This window comes from Flavobacterium psychrophilum (assembly GCA_001708385.1).
GTDB classification, from domain to species: Bacteria; Bacteroidota; Bacteroidia; order Flavobacteriales; family Flavobacteriaceae; genus Flavobacterium; species Flavobacterium psychrophilum_A.
Genome location: CP012388.1, coordinates 2,688,865 through 2,714,032, shown reverse-complemented (window position 1 = coordinate 2,714,032; position 25,168 = coordinate 2,688,865). Strand labels below are relative to the sequence as shown.

24 protein-coding genes are annotated in these 25,168 nt (G+C 39.5%); 7 read left to right on the top strand and 17 right to left on the bottom strand.

The window, feature by feature from the left end:
- Nucleotides 1-30: 30 nt before the first annotated feature.
- From ALW18_11830 to ALW18_11820, 3 genes are all read right to left on the bottom strand, one after another.
- Nucleotides 31-2,457: a ribonucleoside-diphosphate reductase gene (locus ALW18_11830; GenBank protein ID AOE53149.1), complete on the bottom strand. Its 2,427-nt coding sequence runs from the start codon at nt 2,455-2,457 to the stop codon at nt 31-33.
- An 83-nt stretch (nt 2,458-2,540) separates the two neighbouring features.
- Entirely contained in the window at nt 2,541-3,518 is a 978-nt protein-coding gene (locus ALW18_11825; GenBank protein ID AOE53148.1) for a ribonucleoside-diphosphate reductase, read from the bottom strand.
- A 245-nt stretch (nt 3,519-3,763) separates the two neighbouring features.
- Nucleotides 3,764-4,351, bottom strand: coding sequence for a hypothetical protein (locus ALW18_11820; protein AOE53147.1), 588 nt, complete (start codon nt 4,349-4,351; stop codon nt 3,764-3,766).
- Nucleotides 4,352-4,633: 282 nt separating this feature from the next.
- On the opposite strand from ALW18_11820, the gene ALW18_11815 reads away from it, so the two are divergent.
- From ALW18_11815 to ALW18_11805, 3 genes are all read left to right on the top strand, one after another.
- The gene (locus ALW18_11815) at nt 4,634-5,209 is read left to right on the top strand and encodes a hypothetical protein (protein AOE53146.1); all 576 of its coding nucleotides are present in this window, start codon (nt 4,634-4,636) and stop codon (nt 5,207-5,209) included.
- A 69-nt stretch (nt 5,210-5,278) separates the two neighbouring features.
- Nucleotides 5,279-5,476 (top strand): hypothetical protein, encoded by a 198-nt coding sequence (locus ALW18_11810; GenBank protein AOE53145.1) that lies wholly within the window; start codon nt 5,279-5,281, stop codon nt 5,474-5,476.
- A 3-nt stretch (nt 5,477-5,479) separates the two neighbouring features.
- On the top strand, nt 5,480-6,088 hold the full coding sequence (locus tag ALW18_11805; GenBank protein AOE53144.1) for a pyridine nucleotide-disulfide oxidoreductase: 609 nt from the start codon (nt 5,480-5,482) through the stop codon (nt 6,086-6,088).
- A gap of 111 nt (nt 6,089-6,199) precedes the next feature.
- On the opposite strand, the gene ALW18_11800 is transcribed toward ALW18_11805, so the two are convergent.
- The 3 genes from ALW18_11800 to ALW18_11790 all read right to left on the bottom strand — a co-directional run bounded on the left by ALW18_11800 (nt 6,200) and on the right by ALW18_11790 (nt 8,862).
- On the bottom strand, nt 6,200-7,774 hold the full coding sequence (locus ALW18_11800; GenBank protein AOE53143.1) for a peptidase S41: 1,575 nt from the start codon (nt 7,772-7,774) through the stop codon (nt 6,200-6,202).
- Nucleotides 7,764-8,210 carry a CMP deaminase gene (locus ALW18_11795; protein ID AOE53142.1) on the bottom strand — a complete coding sequence of 149 codons (447 nt, stop codon included), beginning with the start codon at nt 8,208-8,210 and terminating at the stop codon, nt 7,764-7,766. The genes ALW18_11800 and ALW18_11795 overlap by 11 nt, the downstream gene beginning before the upstream one ends.
- Before the next feature lie 61 nt (nt 8,211-8,271).
- Nucleotides 8,272-8,862: a HupE / UreJ protein gene (locus ALW18_11790; GenBank protein AOE53141.1), complete on the bottom strand. Its 591-nt coding sequence runs from the start codon at nt 8,860-8,862 to the stop codon at nt 8,272-8,274.
- A gap of 165 nt (nt 8,863-9,027) precedes the next feature.
- Here ALW18_11790 and ALW18_11785 point away from each other — a divergent pair, with 165 nt between their 5' ends.
- A complete protein-coding gene (locus ALW18_11785) occupies nt 9,028-9,459 on the top strand; it encodes a fructose 1,6-bisphosphatase (protein ID AOE53140.1) in 432 nt (143 codons plus the stop codon).
- 147 nt (nt 9,460-9,606) lie between these two features.
- On the opposite strand, the gene ALW18_11780 is transcribed toward ALW18_11785, so the two are convergent.
- Entirely contained in the window at nt 9,607-10,617 is a 1,011-nt protein-coding gene (locus tag ALW18_11780) for a fructose 1,6-bisphosphatase (protein ID AOE53139.1), read from the bottom strand.
- Nucleotides 10,618-10,728: 111 nt separating this feature from the next.
- On the opposite strand from ALW18_11780, the gene ALW18_11775 reads away from it, so the two are divergent.
- The 3 genes from ALW18_11775 (at nt 10,729) to ALW18_11765 (ending at nt 16,140) form a co-directional block, all read left to right on the top strand.
- Nucleotides 10,729-11,202 carry a GNAT family acetyltransferase gene (locus ALW18_11775; GenBank protein ID AOE53138.1) on the top strand — a complete coding sequence of 158 codons (474 nt, stop codon included), beginning with the start codon at nt 10,729-10,731 and terminating at the stop codon, nt 11,200-11,202.
- Nucleotides 11,203-11,214: 12 nt separating this feature from the next.
- A complete protein-coding gene (locus ALW18_11770) occupies nt 11,215-12,468 on the top strand; it encodes an aspartate kinase (protein ID AOE53137.1) in 1,254 nt (417 codons plus the stop codon).
- Between the two features lie 252 nt (nt 12,469-12,720).
- Entirely contained in the window at nt 12,721-16,140 is a 3,420-nt protein-coding gene (locus tag ALW18_11765; protein AOE53136.1) for a hypothetical protein, read from the top strand.
- Here the strand turns inward: ALW18_11765 and ALW18_11760 are convergent.
- From ALW18_11760 to ALW18_11715, 10 genes are all read right to left on the bottom strand, one after another.
- Nucleotides 16,137-16,634: a hypothetical protein gene (locus ALW18_11760; protein AOE53135.1), complete on the bottom strand. Its 498-nt coding sequence runs from the start codon at nt 16,632-16,634 to the stop codon at nt 16,137-16,139. The two genes, ALW18_11765 and ALW18_11760, sit on opposite strands and share 4 nt — an antisense overlap.
- A gap of 162 nt (nt 16,635-16,796) precedes the next feature.
- Nucleotides 16,797-17,567 carry a hypothetical protein gene (locus ALW18_11755; protein AOE53134.1) on the bottom strand — a complete coding sequence of 257 codons (771 nt, stop codon included), beginning with the start codon at nt 17,565-17,567 and terminating at the stop codon, nt 16,797-16,799.
- 21 nt (nt 17,568-17,588) lie between these two features.
- The gene (locus tag ALW18_11750) at nt 17,589-18,113 is read right to left on the bottom strand and encodes an ankyrin (GenBank protein AOE53133.1); all 525 of its coding nucleotides are present in this window, start codon (nt 18,111-18,113) and stop codon (nt 17,589-17,591) included.
- A gap of 7 nt (nt 18,114-18,120) precedes the next feature.
- Complete coding sequence (locus ALW18_11745) at nt 18,121-18,672, bottom strand: hypothetical protein (GenBank protein AOE53132.1); 552 nt, start codon at nt 18,670-18,672, stop codon at nt 18,121-18,123.
- A 13-nt stretch (nt 18,673-18,685) separates the two neighbouring features.
- Nucleotides 18,686-19,048, bottom strand: a complete 363-nt coding sequence (locus ALW18_11740) for a hypothetical protein (protein AOE53131.1) — start codon at nt 19,046-19,048, stop codon at nt 18,686-18,688.
- Between the two features lies 1 nt (nt 19,049).
- Nucleotides 19,050-19,895 carry a hypothetical protein gene (locus tag ALW18_11735; protein ID AOE53130.1) on the bottom strand — a complete coding sequence of 282 codons (846 nt, stop codon included), beginning with the start codon at nt 19,893-19,895 and terminating at the stop codon, nt 19,050-19,052.
- A gap of 13 nt (nt 19,896-19,908) precedes the next feature.
- Nucleotides 19,909-20,304, bottom strand: a complete 396-nt coding sequence (locus tag ALW18_11730) for a hypothetical protein (GenBank protein ID AOE53129.1) — start codon at nt 20,302-20,304, stop codon at nt 19,909-19,911.
- Nucleotides 20,305-20,589: 285 nt separating this feature from the next.
- Nucleotides 20,590-21,648, bottom strand: coding sequence for a 3-phytase (locus ALW18_11725; protein ID AOE53128.1), 1,059 nt, complete (start codon nt 21,646-21,648; stop codon nt 20,590-20,592).
- A 6-nt stretch (nt 21,649-21,654) separates the two neighbouring features.
- On the bottom strand, nt 21,655-24,462 hold the full coding sequence (locus ALW18_11720; GenBank protein ID AOE53127.1) for a TonB-dependent receptor: 2,808 nt from the start codon (nt 24,460-24,462) through the stop codon (nt 21,655-21,657).
- Nucleotides 24,463-24,581: 119 nt separating this feature from the next.
- Nucleotides 24,582-24,986, bottom strand: coding sequence for a hypothetical protein (locus ALW18_11715; GenBank protein ID AOE53126.1), 405 nt, complete (start codon nt 24,984-24,986; stop codon nt 24,582-24,584).
- Nucleotides 24,987-25,168 lie beyond the last annotated feature (182 nt).

The window sequence follows — 25,168 nt, the reverse complement described above, 5'->3', positions numbered from 1 at the left end:
CCTTCCAAGGTGTAAATATATAAATTTTTATTATGAACCACACATTTCGCAGTCTTCAGGATCTGCAGTCCTTGAACGTTCAAGCATCGCCTGAAATTCGCTCACGGCAATAGGCTGAACCTCTTCAACAACTGCTGCCGCAACCGGTTTTGGCGCCGCTGCAATTTCCGGAACTTCCTCTACTTTTTTGTCATTATTAAGCGTAAACTTAATAGCATCTACAGCACTCTTAGTCCTTAAATAGTACATACCTGTTTTAAGGCCACTCTGCCATGCATAGAAGTGCATAGACGTAAGTTTAGAGAACGTAGCGCCTTCCATGAAAAGGTTAAGCGACTGCGACTGGTCTATAAAGTAACCTCTCTGGCGGGACATGTCTATGATATCTTTCATACTCATTTCCCAAACCGTTTTGTAAAGGTCTTTTATATCCTGAGGTATAACGTCTATATTTTGTATCGATCCGTTAGCTCTCATAACTTCCTGCTTAAGGCTTTCATTCCATAAACCAAGGTTTACAAGATCGCTAAGAAGGTGTTTATTTACTACGATAAATTCACCTGAAAGCACCCTTCTTGTGTAGATATTAGAAGTATACGGTTCAAACGCTTCGTTGTTACCAAGAATCTGAGATGTAGATGCTGTAGGCATTGGCGCCATAAGCAGTGAGTTTCTAACACCATGCTCCATAACTTCTTTACGAAGTGAAGCCCAATCCCAACGGCCGCTTAAATCGCCATCGTTAAGACCCCAAAGGTTGTACTGAAATTCTCCCTGAGATATTGGAGACCCCTGGAATGTTGAATACGGACCTTCTTCTTTAGCCATTTCCATAGAAGCGGTAACAGCAGCAAAGTAAATCGTTTCAAAAATCTCCTGGTTTAAAGCTTTAGCCGCGTCACTTGTAAATGGCAAACGCATAAGGATAAAAGCATCGGCAAGACCCTGAACACCTAATCCTACAGGACGGTGACGCATGTTAGAGTTTTCTGCCTCAATAACAGGATAATAATTCCTGTCTATAACTTTGTTAAGGTTGCGTGTTATACGCTTAGTAACCTGGTGTAAAAATTCATGGTTAAATGTACCGTTCTCAACAAACATTGGCAACGATATAGACGCAAGGTTACACACAGCGATCTCATCCGGAGACGTATACTCCATGATCTCTGTACAAAGATTTGATGAACGGATAGTACCCAGGTTTTTCTGGTTCGACTTTCTGTTTGCCGCATCTTTGTAAAGCATGTATGGTAAACCTGTCTCAATCTGAGATTCAAGTATTTTTTCCCATAATTCACGAGCTTTAACTGTTTTTCTTCCTTTGTTTGCAGCCTCATAACTTAAGTAAAGTGCATCAAACTCTTCACTGTGCACATCATAAAGGTTAGGGCACTCGTTAGGACACATAAGCGTCCATGTACTGTCTTCCTGAACACGTTTCATAAACAAGTCGGGAATCCACATTGCAAGGAAAAGGTCACGCGTTCTCATTTCTTCTTTACCGTGATTTTTTCTCAGGTCAAGGAAATCAAAAATATCAGCATGCCAAGGCTCAATGTAAACAGCAAAGCTTCCTTTACGTTTACCTCCACCCTGATCTACATAACGTGCCGTATCGTTAAATACGCGAAGCATTGGTACAATACCGTTTGATGTACCGTTTGTACCACGAATATAAGAACCGGTAGCCCTTACATTGTGTATAGATAACCCTATACCACCAGCCGACTGCGATATTTTAGCAGTACTTCTAAGCGTATCATAAATACCGTCAATACTATCATCTTTCATTGAAAGAAGGAAACATGACGACATTTGTGGCTTAGGGGTACCTGCATTAAACAGTGTAGGCGTAGCATGGGTAAAGAATTTCTTAGACATCAGCTCATACGTCTCTATGGCTGCAGGAATATCGTTAAGGTGAATACCAACAGACACACGCATTAGCATATGCTGTGGCCTTTCAACGATCTGTCCGTTTATTTTTAGCAGGTAAGAACGCTCAAGCGTTTTAAACCCGAAGTAATCGTAATTAAAATCCCTGTTGTAAATGATTGTAGAATCAAGCACTTCGGCATTTGCCATAATTGCCTCATAAACCTCATCAGACAAAAGAGGAGACTCCTGGTTTGTTCTTGGGTTTACATAGTGGTACATCTCACTCATCGTTTCAGAGAACGATTTTTTAGTATTCTTGTGCAGGTTAGACACCGCAATACGCGCAGCAAGCTGGGCATAATCAGGGTGAGTAATCGTCATAGATGCTGCAGTTTCTGCCGCAAGGTTATCCAGTTCAGATGTGGTTACACCATCATACAAACCTTCAATAACACGCATTGCCACCTTAACAGGATCAACCAGTTCGTTTAGTTCATAGCACAGTTTTCTTACGCGGTCAGTAATTTTATCAAACATTACCGGCTCTCTTTTTCCGTCTCTTTTCGCTACATACATATGACAATAATTTTAAAAAAGTTAATAATCGGCATGCCTAAGCACACCTAATTTAATATAGATGGGTTGTTTGTTTCTTCTAATTAAAAATCGGCATCAAAGGTAATTGCCTGAGAATCGCCTTCGTTTTTAATAACTCCCGCTTTCTGGTACTCTGAAACCCTTTTTTCAAAGAAGTTCGTTTTACCCTGAAGCGAGATCATATCCATAAAATCAAACGGGTTACCCACGTTGTACTGCCTTTCGCAGCCAAGTTCTACAAGAAGCCTGTCGGTTACAAATTCAAGGTACTGCGTCATTAATACCGCATTCATACCAATTAAACTTGCCGGAAGCGACTCAGTAATAAATTCCCTTTCAATATCAAGCGCATCAATAAGAATTTCTTTAATCCTGTCTTTAGGCACTTTATTTACAAGGTGATGATTGTGCAGGTGAACTGCAAAATCACAATGAACACCTTCATCACGCGAAATTAATTCGTTAGAAAAGGTAAGCCCCGGCATAAGCCCACGCTTTTTAAGCCAGTATATAGAGCAGAATGCACCCGAGAAAAATATACCTTCTACCGCTGCAAACGCAATAAGTCTTTCTGCAAAAGAATCAGACTCTATCCATTTAAGTGCCCAGTCTGCTTTTTTCTTAATAGCAGGAAACACATCAAGCGCACGGAAAAGCTGGTCTTTTTCAGTTTCATCCTTTACATAAGTATCTATAAGCAGCGAGTAGGTTTCGCTATGGATGTTTTCCATCATGATCTGGAAACCATAGAAAAACTTAGCCTCAGCATACTGCACTTCGTTTACAAAGTTCTCTGCAAGATTTTCATTTACAATACCGTCAGATGCTGCAAAAAATGCCAGAATATGTTTAATGAAATATTTTTCATCTTCACTAAGCTTAGTATTCCAGTCATTAAGATCCTGGTGAAGATCTATCTCTTCAGCTGTCCAGAAACTCGCCTCCATTTTTTTATACCAGTCCCATATATCGTGGTGTTTTATTGGGAAAATCACAAAACGATTTTTATTTTCCTGTAATATCGGTTCGATTGCAGACATATTGATTTGACTTTTATAGTATTAAAGAATAGATAACTTAATCTTGAGGGGGAATACAAAGATTGGCATTTGAATCAATAAATGAAAGCCAAACTTATTCACAATTCCCCTGAGTTTTTAACAACAGAAAAAATTCTTACAAACTCACAGGTATTTTACAACATATTGAAAATGAATATATTGCGAAATATAAATTTACAAAAAAATTGCTAAAAAAACACAGCGAAAACGTATGTTTTAGGGACTTAGCGGCGTCTTTGCACCGGATTTTCCTTTAATTCGGCAGCTACCTTTTCAAGCTCTGCATACCAGTCGGCGCCAAATCTTCTTACAAGCGCTTCTTTCACGAATTTGTATACCGGCACTTCAAGTTCTTTACCAAGTGAACATGCATCGTCGCAAATATCCCACTTGTCATAATTTACCGCGGCAAACTCTGTAAAGTCTTTTATGCGTATTGGATATAAATGGCATGATACCGGCTTTTTCCAATCTACTATACCCTGATTGTAAGCCTGCTCTATACCGCAGAGTGCGGTTTTGCCATCAAAGATTACGTAAGCGCAATCTTTATTATCAATAAGTGGCGTTTCAAGATCGCCATCGGTTCCTGTTACCCATGTTCCCTGTGCTTCTATCGCTGCAATACCCTCTTTTCTCAAAAAAGGTTTTACCTTAGGATAGATAGCCTTCAGTATTTTGGTCTCCTCTTCATTTAGTGGTGCTCCGGCATCGCCGTCTACACAACACGCACCCTTGCATGCAGAAAGATTGCATACAAATTCCTTTTCCAGTATGTCCTCAGACACAATTGTTTTTCCCAGTTGAAACATGCCGCAAAGATACGCAAACTTTAAGCCACACAAACCCTTTTGCGATTCTCTCAATAATTTTAACTAATTCCAAATTACAGCATAAACCACACTTATTGTTTTTAATACGAAAAGCGGTATAAAACACTAGTAAAGCCAATTTTTAAACATCATTGCGTTATATTTATTTAAAATCCGGCTAAACAGATAAGAGACAGCTTGTTTTCAGCAACAAACTTCCCTGTTTTGTAACAATAACTTATAGTATTTATTAATACCTTTGCATTCATAAAAAACAAGCCAATGGGTTTTGACTGGAGAGAAATATTTACGGTAAGCATGGTTCTTTTTGCGGTAATAGATATAGTAGGAAGCATTCCTATTATTGTAGACCTGCGCAACAAACTGGGACATATACAATCTGAAAAAGCATCCATCGTTGCGATGATTATCATGATCGTATTCCTTTTTGTTGGAGAAGAAATCCTTAAGCTTATAGGTATAGATGCCAGCTCATTTGCCGTAGCAGGTTCGTTTGTATTGTTTTTCCTTGCTTTAGAAATGATCTTAGGTATTCGCCTTTATAAGGAAGACAACCCAAGCACTGCCTCTATAGTACCCATAGCATTTCCGCTTATTGCCGGTGCCGGAACAATGACTACCCTGCTTTCGTTAAGAGCAGAATACGAGAAGATAAATATTATAGTAGCCATTGTAATTAACGTTATTGTGGTTTTCATAGTATTAAAATCTTCTGCACGTATTGAGAGAGCATTAGGCAACAACGGGCTTGGGGTTATCCGCAAAGTTTTTGGGGTTATCCTGCTTGCTATCGCTGTTAAATTATTTGCAGCAAATGTTAAACAACTGTTTGCGTAATAATATTTCATAATTTTACATTTCTGAAATACAAGCAACTACACACACTACATCATTAAGAATTATATAATGAAGATTTTTATTTACACACTATTAACTATTGCAGCTGCGCTAATAGTTTTCAACATCACTCTCCTTGATTTCGACAATCTTTTTGAAGGAAACAGCCTTGTAGCACTAATAGGCATCATTGCATCGTTATGTGCTGTTTGTATACTGATTATCTTCAAGATGTCTAAAAGTATTGAAGAAAAAACAAGAAGATAAATTATGTTTGACGTTCTAATTATTGGAGGAGGCGTATCTGGCGTTTCCTGTGCACTTATAGTAGGTTCTGCACTAAAAAGGCCATATGCCGAAGGCAAAAAAGCCGGAATTTTAACCCACCAAAAAGCTACCTCTTTAGAGAATGCTGTTTTTAATAATGCGTATGGCATTCCTGCCGGAACATTAGGTTCTGACCTGATGCATACTACGCTTGAACAGCTTGCGACTTTGTACCCGGAAATGGAACAAATTCCTAACGAAAAAGTTATGGCTGTTGAAGGTGAAGCAGGTAACTTTACGGTTACCACTAACAAATGCACCTATCAGGCGAAAGCTGTTGTACTTGCCATTGGCTCTGCCAATACTTTTGCAATTGAAGGCCTTTTGGAATATGTAATTCCGAACAAAAAAGCGATGCCGGAGAAAAACCGCATTCAGCTGAAAAACGAAGACCACTTGGTTACCGAAGGTATTTATGCTGCAGGAACTCTTGCAGGTCACAGAAGCCAGCTTGCTATTGCTGCAGGAAGCGGCGCAGCAATTGGCACCGACATTCTTACTTTATGGAATGATGGCAAACCAACGCAGTACCACGACAGTATAAAAAAGTAGTTTACAGCTGCCCGTATAAATTAAAAAAGACCAAACAAATAATTGTTTGGTCTTTTTTAATTTATTGGAGTGAAGCTTTACTGCCCTCTGCTATTGATCAATCACTGTAAACTATTTCTTGGTTAGAATGGTTTTCACCATACTATCTTCTTTTATAATCATTTCGTAATACGCCCTTTCGCTAAGCAGTTGTCGTTCAAACTCAGCAGCCAGATAGTGCTTTACCCTGTCCTTACTTTTTTCAAGCTTAAAGGTCAGTCCGCTTTTAGCAAGGTAAGCCGCAAAGGCATTAAAATATTTATCGGTTGTTATTACTTTCTCCTCTATGGCCGCAGCTTTGAGTCCTTTAAATCCGCTCCTGACTTTATCCAGTTGTTCAAATACAAAATAACTCACAATACCACTCTGCATTATCAGCGCAATAGCCTCATCGCCATGTTTGCCTTCCATCGGAACAAAAACATCCGGAATAATACCACCACCACCATATACAATACGCCCCTTAGCTGTTTTAAACTTAAGCGTATCGGCTACTTTTATGCTATCGGCAGCATACAGCTCGCCACTTTCAAAACGTTTTTCAAAATCATTAAAATATTCGTCTCCACCATGATCATAGCTTCTTTGTATCGATCTGCCGGATGGCGTATAATAACGCGCAACGGTGAGGCGAACTGCACTACCATCACCCAACGGCATTTCGCGCTGCACAAGCCCTTTACCAAAAGAGCGCCTGCCCACTATAATCCCCCTGTCATTATCCTGAATTGCACCTGCAAGTATTTCGCTTGCTGAAGCACTATTTTCATTTATAAGTATATAAAGTTTACCCGTTTCGAAATCACCCTTTTTAGTGGCAAAGGTTTCATCTACACGGTTCTTTTTATTTTTTGTTTTAACTATAAGGTCGCCATCCTTTAAAAATTCATCGGCAATCTGTACAGCTTTCTCAAGATACCCCCCACCATTATCGCGAAGGTCTACCACAAGTTGTGTGGCACCCTGCGCTTTTAGATTGATAAGTGCACGGTGAAATTCATCTCCTGTAGTTTCTGCAAAACGGTTTATTTTTATGTAACCTGTATTGCGCGAAGCCATAACAGCAGCATCTACACTTTTTATAGGTACAATATCACGCTGAACATCTACATTGAATTTTTTGTTTTCGCTTTTCCTGAAAATAGTAAGCCTTACTTTAGACCCCTCTGCACCTTTAAGCTTGGCGAAAAGTGTATCATTAGGCAGTTTTTTTCCGTACAACTTACTATTATCTGCAAAAAGTATGCGGTCTCCGGCTTTAATACCGGCCCTGTCTGAGGGGCCACCCGGAATCGGCTTTATAACCGCAACAGAGTCTTTATACATATAGAAATTTACACCGATACCTACAAAGTCACCCTTCATGCTCTGGGCAACCTCTTCCATTTCGTTTTTGGCGATGTAAACGGAATGTGGATCGAGTTTTTCTAATATGCTGTTTACAGTGATATCTACAATAGAATCGGTATTCACATTGTCTACATATTCGCTGTCTATAAAATCGATAAGTTTATTGAGTTTGCTCTTGTTCGAGCTGGATATAATACCGCGCTGTGTAGCAGGAAAATTAAGGAAACTGCCCATAAGCAACCCTATGGCAAGCGCCAGTGATAGAACAATAGGTAAATAAATCCTCTTAATTTTCATTTATATCAGCTTCCAGATCGGCAATATGCACCACGTCTACCCCAGCCTTCAGCAAAAAGTCTATACCCGAATTATCTTTATAACCCTCCAGGTATACAACCCTTTTTATTCCCGCCTGATGAATTAGCTTACTGCAATCTTTACAGGGCGACATGGTTATGTAGAGCGTTGCGCCTTCGCACGACTGTGTTGAACGGGCAACTTTTAATATTGCATTTGCTTCGGCGTGCAGTACATACCATGAGGTAAGACCCTGTTCATCCTCGCAGCAATTTTCAAATCCCGATGGTGTCCCGTTATAACCATCAGATATTATCATTCTGTCTTTAACAATAATTGCGCCAACTTTTTTGCGTTTGCAGTACGATAACTGTCCCCACTCCCTGGCTATTCTTAAATATGCCCTGTCGTATTTGTTCTGTTTTTTTTCTTTCATCATCCGTGCAAATCCCGACGCTTAAAAATAAAGCAATCGGCATTTCTATACTGTTAAAAAATTACCAAATTTCACTACCTATAATCATCGGCACAACAACCCCTGCTACAAAAGCCGAAGTTATAAGCACCCAGTCTCTTTTTGACATGCGGAAGAACTCCTGCAATATATATCCTAATATAAGTACAACCAATACAATCATTATTTGCGCAGCTTCTATTCCTAAAGCAAATTCCAGTAACGGAAGTACTTTGTCATCGGCATGTTTGCCTAACAAAAGCTTGAAATAGTTTGAGAAGCCCAAACCGTGAATGATACCAAAAAACAGGGTTGTAATTGCAATAAAGTTAATGCTGTTGTTTTTTGATGTCTTTTTACCCAGTTTTATAATATTATAAACTGCAGCTACTAGAATGGTTATAGGTATTAAAAACTCCACCATAGTGGCATTTACGGTAACTATACCAAATACAGAGAGTATAAGGGATAGTGTATGCCCAATAGTAAACAGGGTTACAAGAAGTATAACATTCTTCCAGTCCTTAAAAGTATAAGGCACAGCAAGCATTGCAATAAATAAGATATGGTCGTAGCCGTTAATATCCAGTACGTGGCGCAGGCCCGTTTCAAAATATAGCCAAAATTCTGACATGATGCGACTGATAAATTATTAAAACCGTAAACTTACGGTATTTTTACAAACTATCCTTTCCCAAAACTGTTATAAAAGAACGCAGGTTTAGCTAAAATCTTTTAAAAAATTATATCCACCTAAAATATAGAAGTATATTTGCGTTTTAATTTTAACAGAAAAAACATGTCCATTTCAGATTTATTCGATAGTGGCTTTAAGAACAGGAACAAAGGACATTTCTCTGCAATCGTAAGGGTTGCCATGGAAAATGGACACCTTTCTGAAGAAGAGCGCCACTTTCTTGACAAGCTGGCTAAAGAGCTTGAAATTTCACCCGAAGAGTACAGTGAGATCCTCGAAAACCCTTTAAGATACCCTATTAACCCGCCGTACCTTCACGTACACAGACTTGAGCGTTTGTATGACCTTTCAAGAATGGTATATGCAGATCACATACTTGGGCCAAGACAAAAAGAAATACTTACACGTTTTGCACTCGCTTTAGGTTTTACACCGGGCAACGTACATTACATTGTAGATAAAGCATTATCATTGCTTGTACTTAATGTAGACCTGGATACTTTCCTTTACGAAATGCAGCACATGAATAAATAAAAGTTGCTTAGGTGCTGAGACACTTAGTTTCTTAGCTCCATGCAAGCATAACAAGAAATCCCGCTATTGCGGGATTTCTTTATTTCTATGTTTTTCTTTGTCTTCTACCTTTTGACTTTGTGACTTTCGACCTTAAGAATTTATGACTTACCTCCCGTATTTTCCCATAAACTCCTCAGCCTTTGTAACCATGTTTTCGCTTCCGCAGAAAAACGGCACACGCTGGTGCAGTTCAGTAGGTTGAATTTCCATGATCCTTCCAAATCCATCAGACGCTTTACCGCCTGCCTGTTCGGCAATAAATGCCATAGGATTGCACTCATAAAGCAGCCTTAACTTACCGTTCGGTGCTTTAGAACTTGTTGGATAAATATATATCCCACCTTTTATCATATTACGGTGAATGTCTGAAACCAGGCTTCCGATGTATCGTGACGTATAGGGCCTGTCGCCTTCTTCAAGCTGGCAGTATTTAATATAATCTTTAACCCCTTGCGGAAAATGCACGTAGTTACCTTCATTGATAGAATAGATTATGCCATCTTTCGGGAAACTCAGTTTTGGATGCGAAAGGTAAAACGTACCAATCGCGGGGTTAAGCGTAAAGCCGTTCACTCCATTACCGGTAGTATAAACTAACATTGTTGATGTTCCGTAAATAACGTAACCAGCCGCTACCTGGTTTATCCCCGGCTGAAGGAAATCTTCAAGTGTTACCGGTGTACCAACAGGTGTCACCCTGCGGTATACAGAGAAAATAGTACCCACCGAAACATTTACATCGATGTTAGATGAACCGTCAAGCGGATCTATAAGCACCACATATTTATTATTGTGTGCCCCGTCATTACCCTGAATTGTGATAAAGTCGTCATTTTCTTCTGAAGCTATACCACATACAATTTCACGGTTTATAAGCGTCTGGATAAAAATTTCGTTAGCGTAAACATCCAGTTTTTGTTGGTCTTCACCCTGAATATTCTGTTCTCCAAACTTACCGATGATGTCTACCAGCCCGGCCTTATTTACCTTGTAGTTAACCACTTTGGCTGCCAGCCTTATGGAGTTGATTAGTTTTGATAGTTCTCCCGAAGAATATTTAAAGTCTTCTTGTTTTTCAATGATGAACTCGCCTAATGTTTTGTTGCGTTCTTCCATTACTATAACGTTGTAGTTGTGTTGAGGGCACAAATATCGATATTTTTGTGATATGAAAATAAATTATTATTTATAAGGTATTTTGCGTGTATTTTTGCGCAAATTTGGCACATGTTAGTACGAAAAGGACGCAGAGAAGACATGCCCGCAGTTTTAGAGCTTATTAACGAGCTTGCGGTTTTTGAAAATGAACCCGACGCTGTAGTGGTAACGGTAGAAGAGCTTGAACGCGATGGTTTTGGAAACAATCCATTATTCCATACTTTTTTAGCCGAACAGGATGGAGAAATTATAGGTATGGCATTGTTTTATTATCGTTATTCTACATGGAAGGGAAAGACCATTCATTTAGAAGACCTGATTGTGAAACAGGAAAAACGCGGTACCGGTGCAGGCAGCGCACTTTACAAAGAAGTAATGAAGTTTGCAAAGCAGGAAGGTGTTCGCCGTGCCGAATGGGCGGTGCTTAACTGGAATACGCATGCCATACAGTTTTACGAACGCTCGGGAGCAACAATATTTCAGGACTGGCTTACAGTCCAGATGAACGAAGAAGGAATTACAAAGTTTACATTAGATCTATAAACACTTTTCAGGATGAAAGTATTCAAATTTGGAGGCGCATCAGTTAAAGATGCCGATGGTATTAAAAATGTGTATGATGTTTTAGAAAAAGTTGGCCACGAAAACGTGCTGCTGGTAATCTCTGCTATGGGAAAAACCACGAACGCTTTCGAGGCGGTTATAAAGAACTACTTTGATAAATCACCGGAGCTGCAGGCTTCTATACAGGAAGTAAAGAAGTACCATAACCAGATTTTAATAGACCTGTTTGACGACGAGAACGATGCTGCTTTTGCCGCTATCAACGCTATTTTTGCCGATCTTGAAAGTTTCCTTCAGCACAACAAATCGCCTAACTATAACTTTGTGTACGATCAGGTTGTTAGTCTTGGTGAGGTACTTTCTACAACAGTAGTGAGTCACTACTTTAATTCACGAGGACTTAAAAACCAATGGATCGATGTACGTGAGTACATTAAAACAGATACAACTTACCGCGATGCGATTGTTGATTGGGACCTGACACAGAAAAATATAAAAGCGCTTAAGAAAAAGACGCTTAACATTACACAGGGCTTCTTGGGATCTGACGAAAACGGATTCACAACCACTCTTGGTAGAGAAGGATCTGACTATACTGCTGCCATATTCGCGTATTGCCTAAATGCAGACAGCGTTACAATATGGAAAGATGTACCGGGTGTTCTTAACGCCGATCCGCGTTACTTTGAAAATGCTGTATTGCTTAACCAGATATCGTACCGTGAAGCTATCGAGCTTGCGTTTTACGGGGCTACGGTTATTCACCCAAAAACATTACAGCCATTACAGAAAAAAGAGATTCCCCTTTACGTAAAATCATTTGTTAATCCGTTATTGGCAGGAACAAGTGTTAGCAAAGGCGCAGATCTTGAGCCGCATACATCTTGTTTTATCGTTAAGAAGAACCAGCTGCTTATCTCATTATCATCGCTTGACTTCTCTTTTATTATGGAAGAGAACATAAGCGAGATATTCCTGCTTCTTCATAAATATAACATAAAGGTTACACTTATTCAGAATACAGCTATTAGCTTCTCTGTATGTGTTGAAGACAAATTTGGCAACTTCCCGGAACTGAAAAGCATACTTTCTAAGAAATTCCAGGTTACTTACAACGAGAATGTATCGCTATATACCATTCGCCATTTTACCGAAACTTCTGCCGATGCAGTAGCACAGGGCAAAGAGGTATTGGTAAAACAGATAAGTCGTGAAACGTTACAGTTAGTAACTAAAGACGCTTAAGCAATAAACAGTTTCCAGTGGGTTCTCTGTTCTTTTAGGAGAATACAGCGTAGCCGAAACCTCAATAAAAATTATTAAACTCCGAAGGAGGGTACATATACCACTCTTTCGGAGTTTTTATGTATTCAATCAGCTTTCTATAAATATGTCGCCGCGCTGCGGCTATTAACCTACTTGTAATTACAACATTCCCTCTCTTAAATCTTCCCTTTAAATACACTACTTTTGCCTTTTTTGAGTTTATAGTGTACTATGCTGAAAAACGGGCTTTTAATGGTGTTTTTATGTTGTGTTTCTGCACTTTATGGGCAGGAGATAAATACGCCGTATAAAAACCGGAAAATTACGGCAACACAGGACACTATAAAAATTGACAGTGTTAGCATTAACAAAGCGTTTTTTAAGCTTCAGGACAGGCAGGGCAACGATGTTGACACCACCTATTATAAAGTCGATTTTCGTAATAGTACTTTAGTTTTCCGTAACGGATATACTTCTCAGGATACACTTACTGTTCGTTATCTCTCCTACCCCGAATACCTTACTAAAAAATACAGCATTTACGATGAAAGCCGCGTTGTACAGAATAGCGCCGGCACCACCGGGCTCTACACTGTAGCGCGTAGCCCGCTCAACACTTTTAAACCGTTTGACGGCCTTACCACATCGGGTAGTATTACCAGAGGAATTACTGTTGGTAACAACCAGAATGCTGTTGTAAATTCTAACCTTGATTTACAGATAACCGGGAAAATATCTGAAACCGTAACCCTTCGCGCCTCTATACAAGACACTAACATTCCATTACAGGAAGGTGGCTATTCGCAGAAGCTGGATGAATTCGACCAGATATTCATTGAAATGTTTACCGATAAATGGAGCATACGCGCGGGCGACCTTTTCCTTGAAAACCGCCAATCGCGTTTCCTGAATTTCAATAAAAAAGTACAGGGACTTTCAACCGCTTTTACTTTTGGCGATGAAGGTAATAAAACATCTATATTCGCTGCGGCGGCATTGGTGCGTGGGCAATATGCAAAAAGTACATTTACCGGCCAGGAAGGTAACCAGGGTCCCTATAAACTAAGAGGACCAAACCAGGAATTATATGTACTGGTAATATCAGGATCTGAAAGGGTATTTGTAAATGGTATTTTGCTGGAACGCGGTGAAAATAATGACTACATCATCGACTATAACGCCGGCGAGATCATCTTTACTTCGCTCTTCCCGATCACGTCAGAGATGCGTATCAATGTAGAATATCAATATTCCGAACGCAGCTATACCCGTTTTGTAACCTATGGCGGTATTACACACGAAGCCGACACCTGGAGTATTGGCGGATACTTATATTCTGAAAACGACGTTAAAAATCAGCCGTTGCAGCAAAACCTTTCGCCCGAACAGGCTGCAATATTGCGTGAGGCAGGAGATGACGTTACCAAAATGACGGCGCCTTCCGCATTTGTTGATTCCTATTCCGAAAATAAAACATTGTATAAAAAAGTAAACATCAGCGGGGTTGAAGTATTCGAATATTCTAACAATCCGGCAGATGAATTATACAATGTGCGCTTTAGCCTTGTAGGCAATAACCTTGGTAATTACATCTTGGCGAATGCCGCCGCCGTGGGTCGTATTTATCAATATGTAGCCCCTGTAAACGGTATACCGCAGGGTAATTATGAACCTATTGTGCGCCTTACGGCTCCTACCAAAATTCAGATTGCAACCCTAATGGGTAAATACAACCCTGGTGAAAAAACCATAATTGATTTTGAGGCCGGTATAAGCAATAACGACCTCAACCTTTTCTCTCCTATAGATGATGGCGATAACAATGGCATAGCTGGAAAGCTAAACGCCAAACAACGGTTATTTACTACAAACAAATGGGAACTGGACGCTTTTGCCAACTATCAGTTTATACAAAAAGATTTCAGGACTATTGAGCGATTATTCAACATTGAATTTAACCGTGACTGGAACCTCACCAATATTATTACAACCGATGGTGACCAGAGTTATCTGGTAGCAGGCACAACATTCCGCCTGCCGCAAAAGGGGCAGTTAAACTATCAGGTAGAAAAGCTTGATTTCTCTAATGCCTTTAGCGGAACCCGTCACGTTGTTGACGGCCTCTTTAACTTTAAGCAGCTTTTAGTACAAAACCGCGGTAGCTGGCTGCAAAGCGACAGCGATTATTCTACTTCAACTTTTGTAAGAAATGAGGCGTTGGCAAAATACCATTTCAGCAAGAACTGGGTTGGAGGTACCGTACGCCTTGAAGATAACCGCGAGAAGATAAAAGCAACACAACAATTTACTACGTTAAGCCAGCGCTTTAGCGAATTTGGTGCTTTTGTTGGCCGTGGCGACAGCACAAAGGTTTATGTTGAATTGGGCTACCTACAGCGTGCTAACGACAGCCTTGTAAACGGACTGATACAAAAAGTAAATACATCCCGTTCTTATTATCTAAAATCGAGGCTATTGCAAACAGAAAAAAGTGACCTTTCTGTTTTTGTAAACTACCGTAATCTTAAATTTGATGACGCAACGCTTAAAAGCGAACCTTCGCTTAACTCAAGGGTTTTGTATAACGACCGTTATTGGGATCAGTTGGTGCAGGTAAATACGGCGTACGAAACCACATCGGGAACCATCGCCCAACAGGAGTTTACCTATTTACAGGTAGAACCCGGTCAGGGAGTATACACCTGGAATGATTATAACGGCAACGGCATTCAGGAATTACAGGAATTTGAGGTTGCTCCTTTTCCCGATCAGGCTACTTTTGTAAGGGTATTTGTGCCCAATCAGGTATTTGTGCGCACCCACCAGAACAAATTTTCGCAGTCGGTTACGCTTAACCCCAACCAATGGCAAAATGAAGGCGGATTTAAAAAACTACTTTCTTATTTCTACAATCAAACCTCTTTCCTTGTTGATAGAAAAATTGAACGTGATAGTGATAATTTCGACCTTAACCCGTTTTCATCAAGTGAAGAAAACCTATTGGGTTTATCATCAAGCATACGCAACAGTTTATTTTACAACCGTGGAAAACAAGACCATTCGGTAACATATACATATCTTAAGAACCGGGCAAAGACCCTACTTACGGTGGGTTCTCAGGAAAACAGCAATAACAGCCATCAGCTACAGTATGCACATCTGGTTAAAAAAATATGGTTGTTTAGCTTTTCAGGACAAACCAATGAGTCGGCATCTGCATCAGAAAACTACGGAAGCAAGAACTTTAAAGTTGAAGGCTACGGACTTATGCCCAAGATATCGTATATTTTTTCGCGTAACGCAAGTTGGGATATTTTCTACGAATACAAGAAGAAAGAAAACCAGATAGGCGATCTTGAATTACTTAATCAGCAACGCATAGGTACATCGTTTAGTTATGCTTCAGAAAAACAGTTTACTGCTAATGGTGAATTTTCGCTGTATAAAAATGATTTTACAGGAAACGAACTTTCTCCTGCCGCATATCAAATGCTTGAAGGATTACAGGCCGGACAAAACCTTACATGGCGCTTATTACTGCAAAAGAACCTGACTCAGTTTCTGGATGTAAACGTAAGCTACCAGGGGCGCAAAAGCGAAACCAGCAAAGCAATACATACCGGAAGCGTTCAGCTAAGGGCTTATTTTTAGTCTAATTTAAACACTGCTTTTTCTTTAGCCGAAAAAGCATCGCACTGAAGTATGTATTTTTGTGTAAAAATCTTGAGGTCTTCGGGCTGTTTGGTAAAATATTTCATCAGGAAAGCTTTGTCTTCTTTGATGTTAGATGTATAGCCTGTTATCCACGGCACATTATCCTGAATGTTTAAACGTATAAGGCGCGCCTCATAATTATCGGGGGCTTTTTTAATTGTTGCTTCCAGTAATTTTTTACCCTGATTAAAAAAACGCATCTTGGCAAAAACACCATCTTCATATTTTGCCAGCAGTACTTTAGATGCTGCCTTGTAAGCCACCAAAGTAGAATTGGTATGGTCTTCACTAACATTTGCAAAGCTTTCGTGAAAGGTATCGGCACTTTCCTGAGATACCGCAGCACTAACATACTTTTGGCGCACAACAGGCAGTTCATAATTATTTGAATTCACAAAAAGTAAAACAAGTAGCAGCGAAAATATCTTCATATGGCTTTAAGGTGTAGCATTTTAATCGAACAACAAATTAAACATTTCAAAACCAAATTCGTGCCATAAATCCTTTAAAAAATAGCTATCCCTATTTTATTCATTAAAAAAGGCCTTCCGTAATACGGAAGACCTTTAAAACCAAGCTCAAAAAGAAACACGTTACTTCAATATTTTGCTAGAAGCCGTACCGTATGCAGTAGACACTTTAAGGATGTAACTACCGTTTTGCAACTGAGAAGTATTAACCTCAACATTGTTGCTATTTGTTTTTTGTGAAATAACCACCTGTCCTAACATATTTATTAGTTGTACTTCAGTTATTGCTTCACTATTAGAAAGCGTAAGTACATCAATCACAGGATTAGGATATACCTGAAGATTTTGAAGTGTGAAGCCCGGAGTATCCAACACATCTGCAAAAGCAACGTTCAGGCTGTAGCCACGGCTGCTGCCATGAGTTAATAAGTTATTTGTAGCAGTGCTGGCTCTTGCCCATGCATAATCAATATTTGCATCTGTATATGCGATAGCATAATCATCTGCACTACCGGTATTAAAAGCTCTTGTTGCTACAACAGTTCGTGTACTGCCAGAAGTAGTATTTGACGTAACAGTCCAATCGTTAGTATCAGGAGTAGGAGCTCCTCCAATTCCTGACTGTACAGCATCTACTAACGTTGTTCCGTTCCAGTACACTACATCTGTACCTTCCTGCATACCCGCGCCGTTTGAAAAGTTTCCTATCTGCAGTGCAAACCATCTGTCAGACGGACCCGTAAGTGTAAGTGTTGCGGTGGTTGTAGCGTTATTTAATTCCATTTTAGCCGTCATACCTCCATTACCCAACGTAACTACAGCTGTTGCTTTAGTCTGCGCATGCAAACCTGCAACGCCTAAAAGTAAGGCTGATATTAGTAATTTTCTTTTCATGTTCATTAGTTTTAGATTGTTTTATTTTGATTTGAGCAGGTTTATAATTTCCTGGTTTTTATTGTGTACTGCATAGTCCATAGCCGACTTACCTTCGCTGTTTGCAACTGTTGCATTAGCCTTGTATTTTAGCAGTAAAAGAAGCAACTCCTTATTGTCAAATTGCGATGCAAACATCAATGGAGTCATTCCATTAGCATCCGCAAGATCCGGGTTAGCTTTATTCTCCAGTAAGATCTTTACCGTTGCAACATCACCTTTTATTGCTGCAGCGGCAAGTGCAGTACCACTACTACTGTTGTAGTTTATATTATCTACTTTTGAAGCCAAATATTCTGCCACAGGCTTATTACCACGATAGCACGCCAGTATAAGAGTAGAATAGCCATGGGCATTTACCGAATTTACTGTGTCCTTTTTTATTTGCACTAATGCTTTCATTTCTTCAACGGTGCCCGAGCGGGCAACATCAAATACATCTTTAGCTTTTTGCTGTGCACTGCAAAGTGCAGAACACAATAGCAGCAGGGAGAATAGTTTTTTCATACGAATATTATTTAGCTAACGAAAAGTTATAACTCACTTCTATTTTATCTGATACTTTCTTACTCACCAAAGAAGGTATGACAATATCAAAATCGGCAGGTTTTACAGTAAAGGAACCGACAACAGTAATAGTGTTACCCGACTTGCTTATCTTGGCAGTATCAGTTATTTTTTTTGTTTTACCATGCAGGGTAAGGTCGCCCGAAATGGTAAAGCTTTTAGCTTCCGCCGAAAGTTTAGCAGCATCAAATCCTTCTACTTTTCCTTTAAAGGTAGCTTTCGGAAATTTGTCTGATTCTACATAATTCTCGTTAAAATGTTCTTCCATAAGGGCAACTTTAAAACGGAATCCCTTCATTAAAGCCAGTACGGCAAAATCACCCTTAGACGCTTCCAGCACAGCAGAGGCAGATTTGTTTTCTCCAACTATTTCTTCAAACGAAGGCACAGAAGCTTCGAACTTAATATTTCCGGTTCTTGTACTGTACTTTTGCCCGTAAATTACTGCCGATAGCAACAGGCACGCAATGCAAATTGTAAATTCTATGTGTCTTTTCATAATATATTTTCTATTAATTTTCCAGTAATCCCTGTGTATTCCATTGTAGTATCAGGTCAATTCGTCCCTGCGGCATACGTCCACTCTGAGGCATCACACCTGGTTCTCCATTTTCAAGCTGAATACGCTGCAAAAGTCCTGCATTTTCTACAGCATCTTTTACCTCTGCGTAATTTGTAAGTGGCCTGAACGATGCTGTTCTTCCTGCTGCATGACAGCTGGTACACTGAGCATCTATAATAGATTTTATGTTGGCATTATAAGTTACCCTCTCTACTACTACAGGCACATCTTCAATTTCTTCATACGTATGCGAATCGCAACTATATAAACCAGCAATGAGTAGTGATATCCCTAAAAATATTTTCGCTTTCATATTAAAAAACCCTGTATAAATTAAACCCAAAGAAAAAATCGCCCTTACCCCAGTCGCCCGCAGCATTTGTTACATAACCACCTTCCGTCATTGCCTGCGAGTTGGTGAACAACAGTTGGAATACGTGTCCGCCGGTATCTATATCCAGTCCAACCGACAGCGGATTGGTATAGAAAGAAGGCTTATCAAAATTTTGCATATACTCCATATTAAGCGAAAGCCTTTTAGTAAGTTTCATCCTGCCTCCTGCTCCTAATGAAAACTGACTATCATTTTCTATAGCAGGGTTGTACAGGTTTTTATGTATATATGAGGGAATCAGTTCGAATGAAAGCTTATCAGAGAATTTTCTTGATATCAATATCTGCGAGATGTAAGTAAGCCTGTCGGCAAATTCAATCTTCGGATAGTTTTCTTTTTCAAGAAAAGTATTTACGTCTACAGTATTATACCCTACAATATCTACCGGAAAATCGGCACTCTGCCTTGCCACCCTGTATTTAAGTCCGGCTTCATATACCTTAAGCAAAGTATGGCGTGAGGCACTAACCGAAAGCCAATCGGTAATACCATAAACCCCTCCTATTTTTGTAGTGGCGTGGTCAAGTCCAAAAAACTCAGAAATACCGTCTTTTACCGTACCAAAGCGGTGGGATACTACAAAGTAAAATTCTTTTTTTGCAGGCATTTTAGTGGTTTGCAACGTAACTATCTGCAAGCCCTTAAAGGCGGCTGTGGCATAAGTATCGGATACCTGAGTAGAATCCAGTTCATTTAGCAGGTCGTCCTGGCTGTAGGCTGTTGCCAAACCGAACAAACATGCTGTTAGTAAAAAAAATCGCTTCATGTGTATTAATTAGTTAATGTTTAATAGTGCACTGATCGAGTTTTACTTCGCCAAAAAGTTCATCAAACCCAATACATCTCCCTTTTATGGTTACATTTTTATTTACAGCGGCATCGGCAGGAAGGGCATCAAATCCACAAACCACATTAGCGTCCAGTATTACCAAAGAATCACGTATTTCTGTAACTTTTCCATTTATTTCTATAGCCTGGTTAAGGTATTTGGCATCTGCAGTTTTAACATTAGCAGCATACTCTCCCGCAAGACCATGTGCAGGCACTGTAAATGCAGATGTTTCGCTGCTTATATCTCTGGCAGACTTATACAAAAAACCGTAGTAGCCATACAAAAGGCTTCCTATAATAATAAGTGCTACTACGGCAGAAATTTTCAGGGTTTTCTTCTTCATTATTTAACTCAATCAATTAATCACTTTTAAAGCAACAGATTAACACTCTTAAACTTTCCATTGTGTTTTAATAAATACACCGCTTTTTACTAGCCAATATTTATTGAAGTGTCGAAATTAATTAATAAACCAGGCTAAAAAACGGCTATTTAGAATTCGCCGTGTATCACCTAGAATTGGAGTGGTACTGTCGAGAAACGGCTTTTGGCAGATGCCGAAATAAAAAAATCCCCTTTCCACGAATGGAAAGAGGATTTTTAACTAAACTAAACCTACTAACTATCTTTATTTCTTTTTTTGCAAATCTATACGGGCTTGTATATCATCCAATGTGTAGTAATGAAACGTCATACCGTTACTCATGGCTACAAACATTCCGTTGTGAAATTTACCGCCAAGATTTACATTGGTAACATCGGCACCATCACACTCTATGGTAGATGTAGGAACTTCTGCCAGTAGCGGGTACTCGTTAGGGTTACCGTTTGCGCCTTCACGCGGATATACCATAAATGTATTTGCCTGTTGGTTAGACACAAGTATGTAACCTGTTTTAGCATCTTTTTTGTAAATGGCTATACCTTCGTTATCTGCTTTAAAACCTGTAGTGCCAAAAAAGGCGATCTCAGTATCGTTTTTAAGGGCCGGGTCTGCCATGTATTTACGAATACCGGACTGTTCATCACAGTAATAAATGTACCCCAGCTCGTTGTCTACAGCTATGGCTTCTATCTCTTTTTTACCGCTGAACTTTCCAAATTTCCTTACCACATTAGCAGTAACTTTTCCTGTAGATCCGGAAAGTTCATACTGCCATAAATATGTTCCCGAAGGACCTGTTTTTCTTCCTACAATTGCAAAAATAGCATTGTCTGAAGGGCGTGTATAAAGCGATACACCCATAGGGTCGCGCTCTGCTTCGCCTGTAAAAACTTCAATACCGCCATTGTCTATCGGCTCAAGATTGGGCAGGCTAAAAATTCGTATCTTATTGCTAAGCCTTTCGGTAGTAACAGCGATATCTGTTTTTTTACCGTTGATTATAAGTCCGTACGCAATATCAACATTGTTAGGTCTTAATAACGGGATAGATTTTTTAACGATTTTGCCATTAAGGTCGTACATATACAATCCGCCATCGGTATCTTTATCTGTACCAATAACAAGGCTTTTTGTAGCATCCTGTGGATTTATCCAAATTGCGGGATCGTCTGTATCGTGTAGTGTTTGCTGTGTTACGACAGCGGGTTTAAGAGCATCTGCCCTTACCGATGCAAGTTTTGTGCTGCATGAAAAGTACAGTCCTACAAACAGTAAAGCGGCTATAATTTTTCTAATTCTCATAATCTATTAAAGGTCAAATTTAACGCCCAGGTTAAAACGTGCCTGGTAATATTCTAACTGCATTACTCGTGAAGATATTCCCTGATAATAACGTAACGGCTGATTGGTAAGGTTTTTTGCTTCCGCAAAAATGCTCAGGTTTTTCGTAACCTTAAATGATGCATTTATGTCAAGGAAAAACTGCTTGTCGTAGTAGCTGTCATTAAAATCGTCCGATCCAAGTTCGTCAAGGTAATCTGATGCAAAGTTAGCAGATGCCCTTGCAGAGAAACGGCTGTTCTCCCATGATAACGATCCGTTAAACATGTGTGGTGCAGTACCCGGAAGGCCAACATTTTTTCTTTCTTCACCATCTTCATTCGTAATACCTTTTGCTTTACTATCGGTATACGTATAGTTAGCATATACTCCGAAATATTTCAGGAATCCTGGAAGGAAATCAAGCTGACGCTGAAAAGCCACCTCAAAACCATATACATCTACATTATTTCCGTTTCTTGACTGAACAAATGTCCACTCTTCTCCAACCGGAACCGGGTTTGCCTGTCCTGGGAAATCAGCAGCAAAATCTGCTGTAGAGTACTGGTTATTACTGTAAGTATAAATAAAGTCTTTTAAGTTTTTATAAAACACACCACCTGATACAAGACCAATTGACTCAAAATAATTCTCTGCCATTAAATCGAAATTGTATGAGTAAGTCGCATCAAGATTTGGGTTACCCGCCTGTATCTCAGAATCAGCAGCAATATTATTAATGTACGGTGCAAGCGCATAGTAATTGGGCCTTGCCAACGCTGTGGTAGCCGCAGCCCTAAGTACAAAATCTTTATTTACATCGTACTTAAATGAAATACTTGGCAATACATTAGTATACGAGTTGGTATTGTTAACAGTACCTTCAAGCTCTTCTTCGTCAAGTACCCTGTTACCTGTATAATCTATGTGGGTATTTTCTATACGAACACCAAGAATCATAGATAGTTTGTCGTTAAAATCCTGGTCCCAACGCACATAACCTGCGTAGATGTTTTCTTTTGCTTTGTAGTTTACCGCCAGGAATTCAGACGGATCTGATTCCCTGTTGTATAGCGTTGGGTTATTAAGGTCTAACCCACCAAGGTATTTTGCCGTAGCAAAGTTACCACCTACATACTGGCTGCCAGGGTTAAAACCGTTACCTCCAAGATATACAGTAGGTACATCTGCAAGGCTAACATCACCTGAAAGTGGCTCATACGAGTAGAAACTATTGTTTCTGTCCTTATCTTTTAAGCGTACGCGAAGACCTGTTCTTAATCTTCCTTTCTGACCTTCAAATACAGAAAATGGAATACGGATATTAACCTTCGCACCAAATTCTTTTTCACTGGTATCATCTGTACTTTGCGTAAGTTCAGAAAGACCGAATGACGATAAGTCTTCACCTGTAGTTGTTACAAAAGGTTTTCTAGGGTTGCTAAGGTTCTGGCTCATTTCAAGCTCTTCCTGTTCAAACTCAATATAACGCTCGTTTGGTTTTTTCTCGCTTGCCTCTGCATAGTTCATAGACCAGTCTAAATCTAATTTAGAGTTAAGAAGATGTTCACCACGAAGTGCATAGTTCTGTACTTTCTGTACTTCAAGCCTGCGGCTTTTGCCACGGTTACTATCTATACCACCCTTATTTTCACGCTTTACATTTCCTGTAAAACCTGTAATTGTTTCGCCATTGTATATTGGCTCCATATCATCATACGTTAATGCAAAACGATTTTCGCGGTCGTCTCTCCAGTTATAGATAGCATTAGCATAAATAGTATTGTTGTTGTCAAATTTAAAGTCGGTTGCCAAAGCAACACTTCTTCTTACACGCTGTACATCGTAGTTACGAATAGCCTGCTCCTGCACATAGGTGTTATTAAATTCGTCTTTAGCCCAAACTGCCTCAATATTGTCAGACCCAAAGTTGTTGTTATTGTACGATCCGCTGGCAACAACACCTAACCTGTTATTAACAAATCGGTTACCATATACAAAACCTGCAGTATATATACCCTGATCTCTTATAGGACCGTATCCGCCGGCAAGCGTTGCAGATATTCTTTCTCCGTTTGGTGTTGCACGCGTAATGAGGTTAACGGATCCACCAATTGCATCAGCATCCATATCGGGAGTAAGTGTTTTGTTCACTTCGATAGTTGAAATCATATCCGATGGAATAAGGTCCATCTGTACATTTCTGTTATCTCCTTCAGCAGAAGGAATCCTGTCGCCGTTAAGTGTCACCGAGTTTAATGATGGTGCAAGTCCTCGGATGATAATATTACGTGCTTCGCCCTGGTCATTTTGCATTGTAATACCAGGCACACGCTTTAACGCATCTCCTATATTAGAGTCGGGAAAACGCCCTACCTGGTCAGATGATATTACATTGGTAATATTCTTATTGTTTTTCTGCTGGTTTAATGCCCTTGCCTGTCCTCTAAGTGCATCTCCTACCAAAACAACTTCATTAAGTGTCTCAGAACCGCTGGAAAGTATAAAGTTTACAACAGCATGTTTACCTTCTTCTACCGTTACATCCTGCGATTGTGTCTGGTAACCTAAATAAAGCACCTCTACTTTATAAGAACCTGCCGGAATGGTAAGGAATTCGAAATCTCCGGTTTGGTTTGATACTGTGTAGCGATTAGAGTCTGCTAATCTTACGGTAGCTCCAGGAAGCGAAAAGTTTCCTTCGGCATCTACTATTTTTCCTGATATGACACCTGCCTTTTGTGCATATGCAGAAAAACCTGTTATTATTAGTAACAGCATAAGTAATTTTTTCATCAATAAAATTGTGTTTGTATTAGTTGGCGCGAAAGTAGTGTGCCAACATAAAGCAAACGTTAACCTGGCATTACCCTTAGATATCTATAATAACAAGAAAAGGTTACCTGATTTACTATCTATGCCGATAACAACGGATTACCGGTTCCGGAATTTATGGAAGGATCTATTATATCCTGGTAGTCTAAAGTTACAAGCTGAAAATTATCGTTACAGTCAATAACGGATTCGTAATTTCCCACCTTTAGCAGGTCGTTTGCCTTATCAAAAATCAACTCGTGATTTTTAATTTCACTTTTATTAGACATAAGGTAAAATAAAAAATAGGTTTCAAAACAATTGCAGTTTATGTGGCTTCTTAGCTCTTCAGACACACCGGTATCTGTACGTGCAGATACAATTTTAGCTTCTCCGTTTTTAATAATTTGTGCAACATGTGCCCAAAAATTCTCGGGGCTGCTACCATCTGTAAATTTTAGTTCTATACTGCCTGGCAGCTTTAAAACCACAAAATAAACCTCCATAACATTCTATTTTACTTAAAGTTAAGTCAAATTTTAACTATACTAAATATTAATTATAACAAGATTAACAGTGAAAATTTGGCGAATGAAGTTAAAATATGAATACCGTAAAAGATGTAAACTTATTTTTATAAATTTGTAATTCTAATGGCAATGATGTCTGCCCCGAACCGCCCAACGGT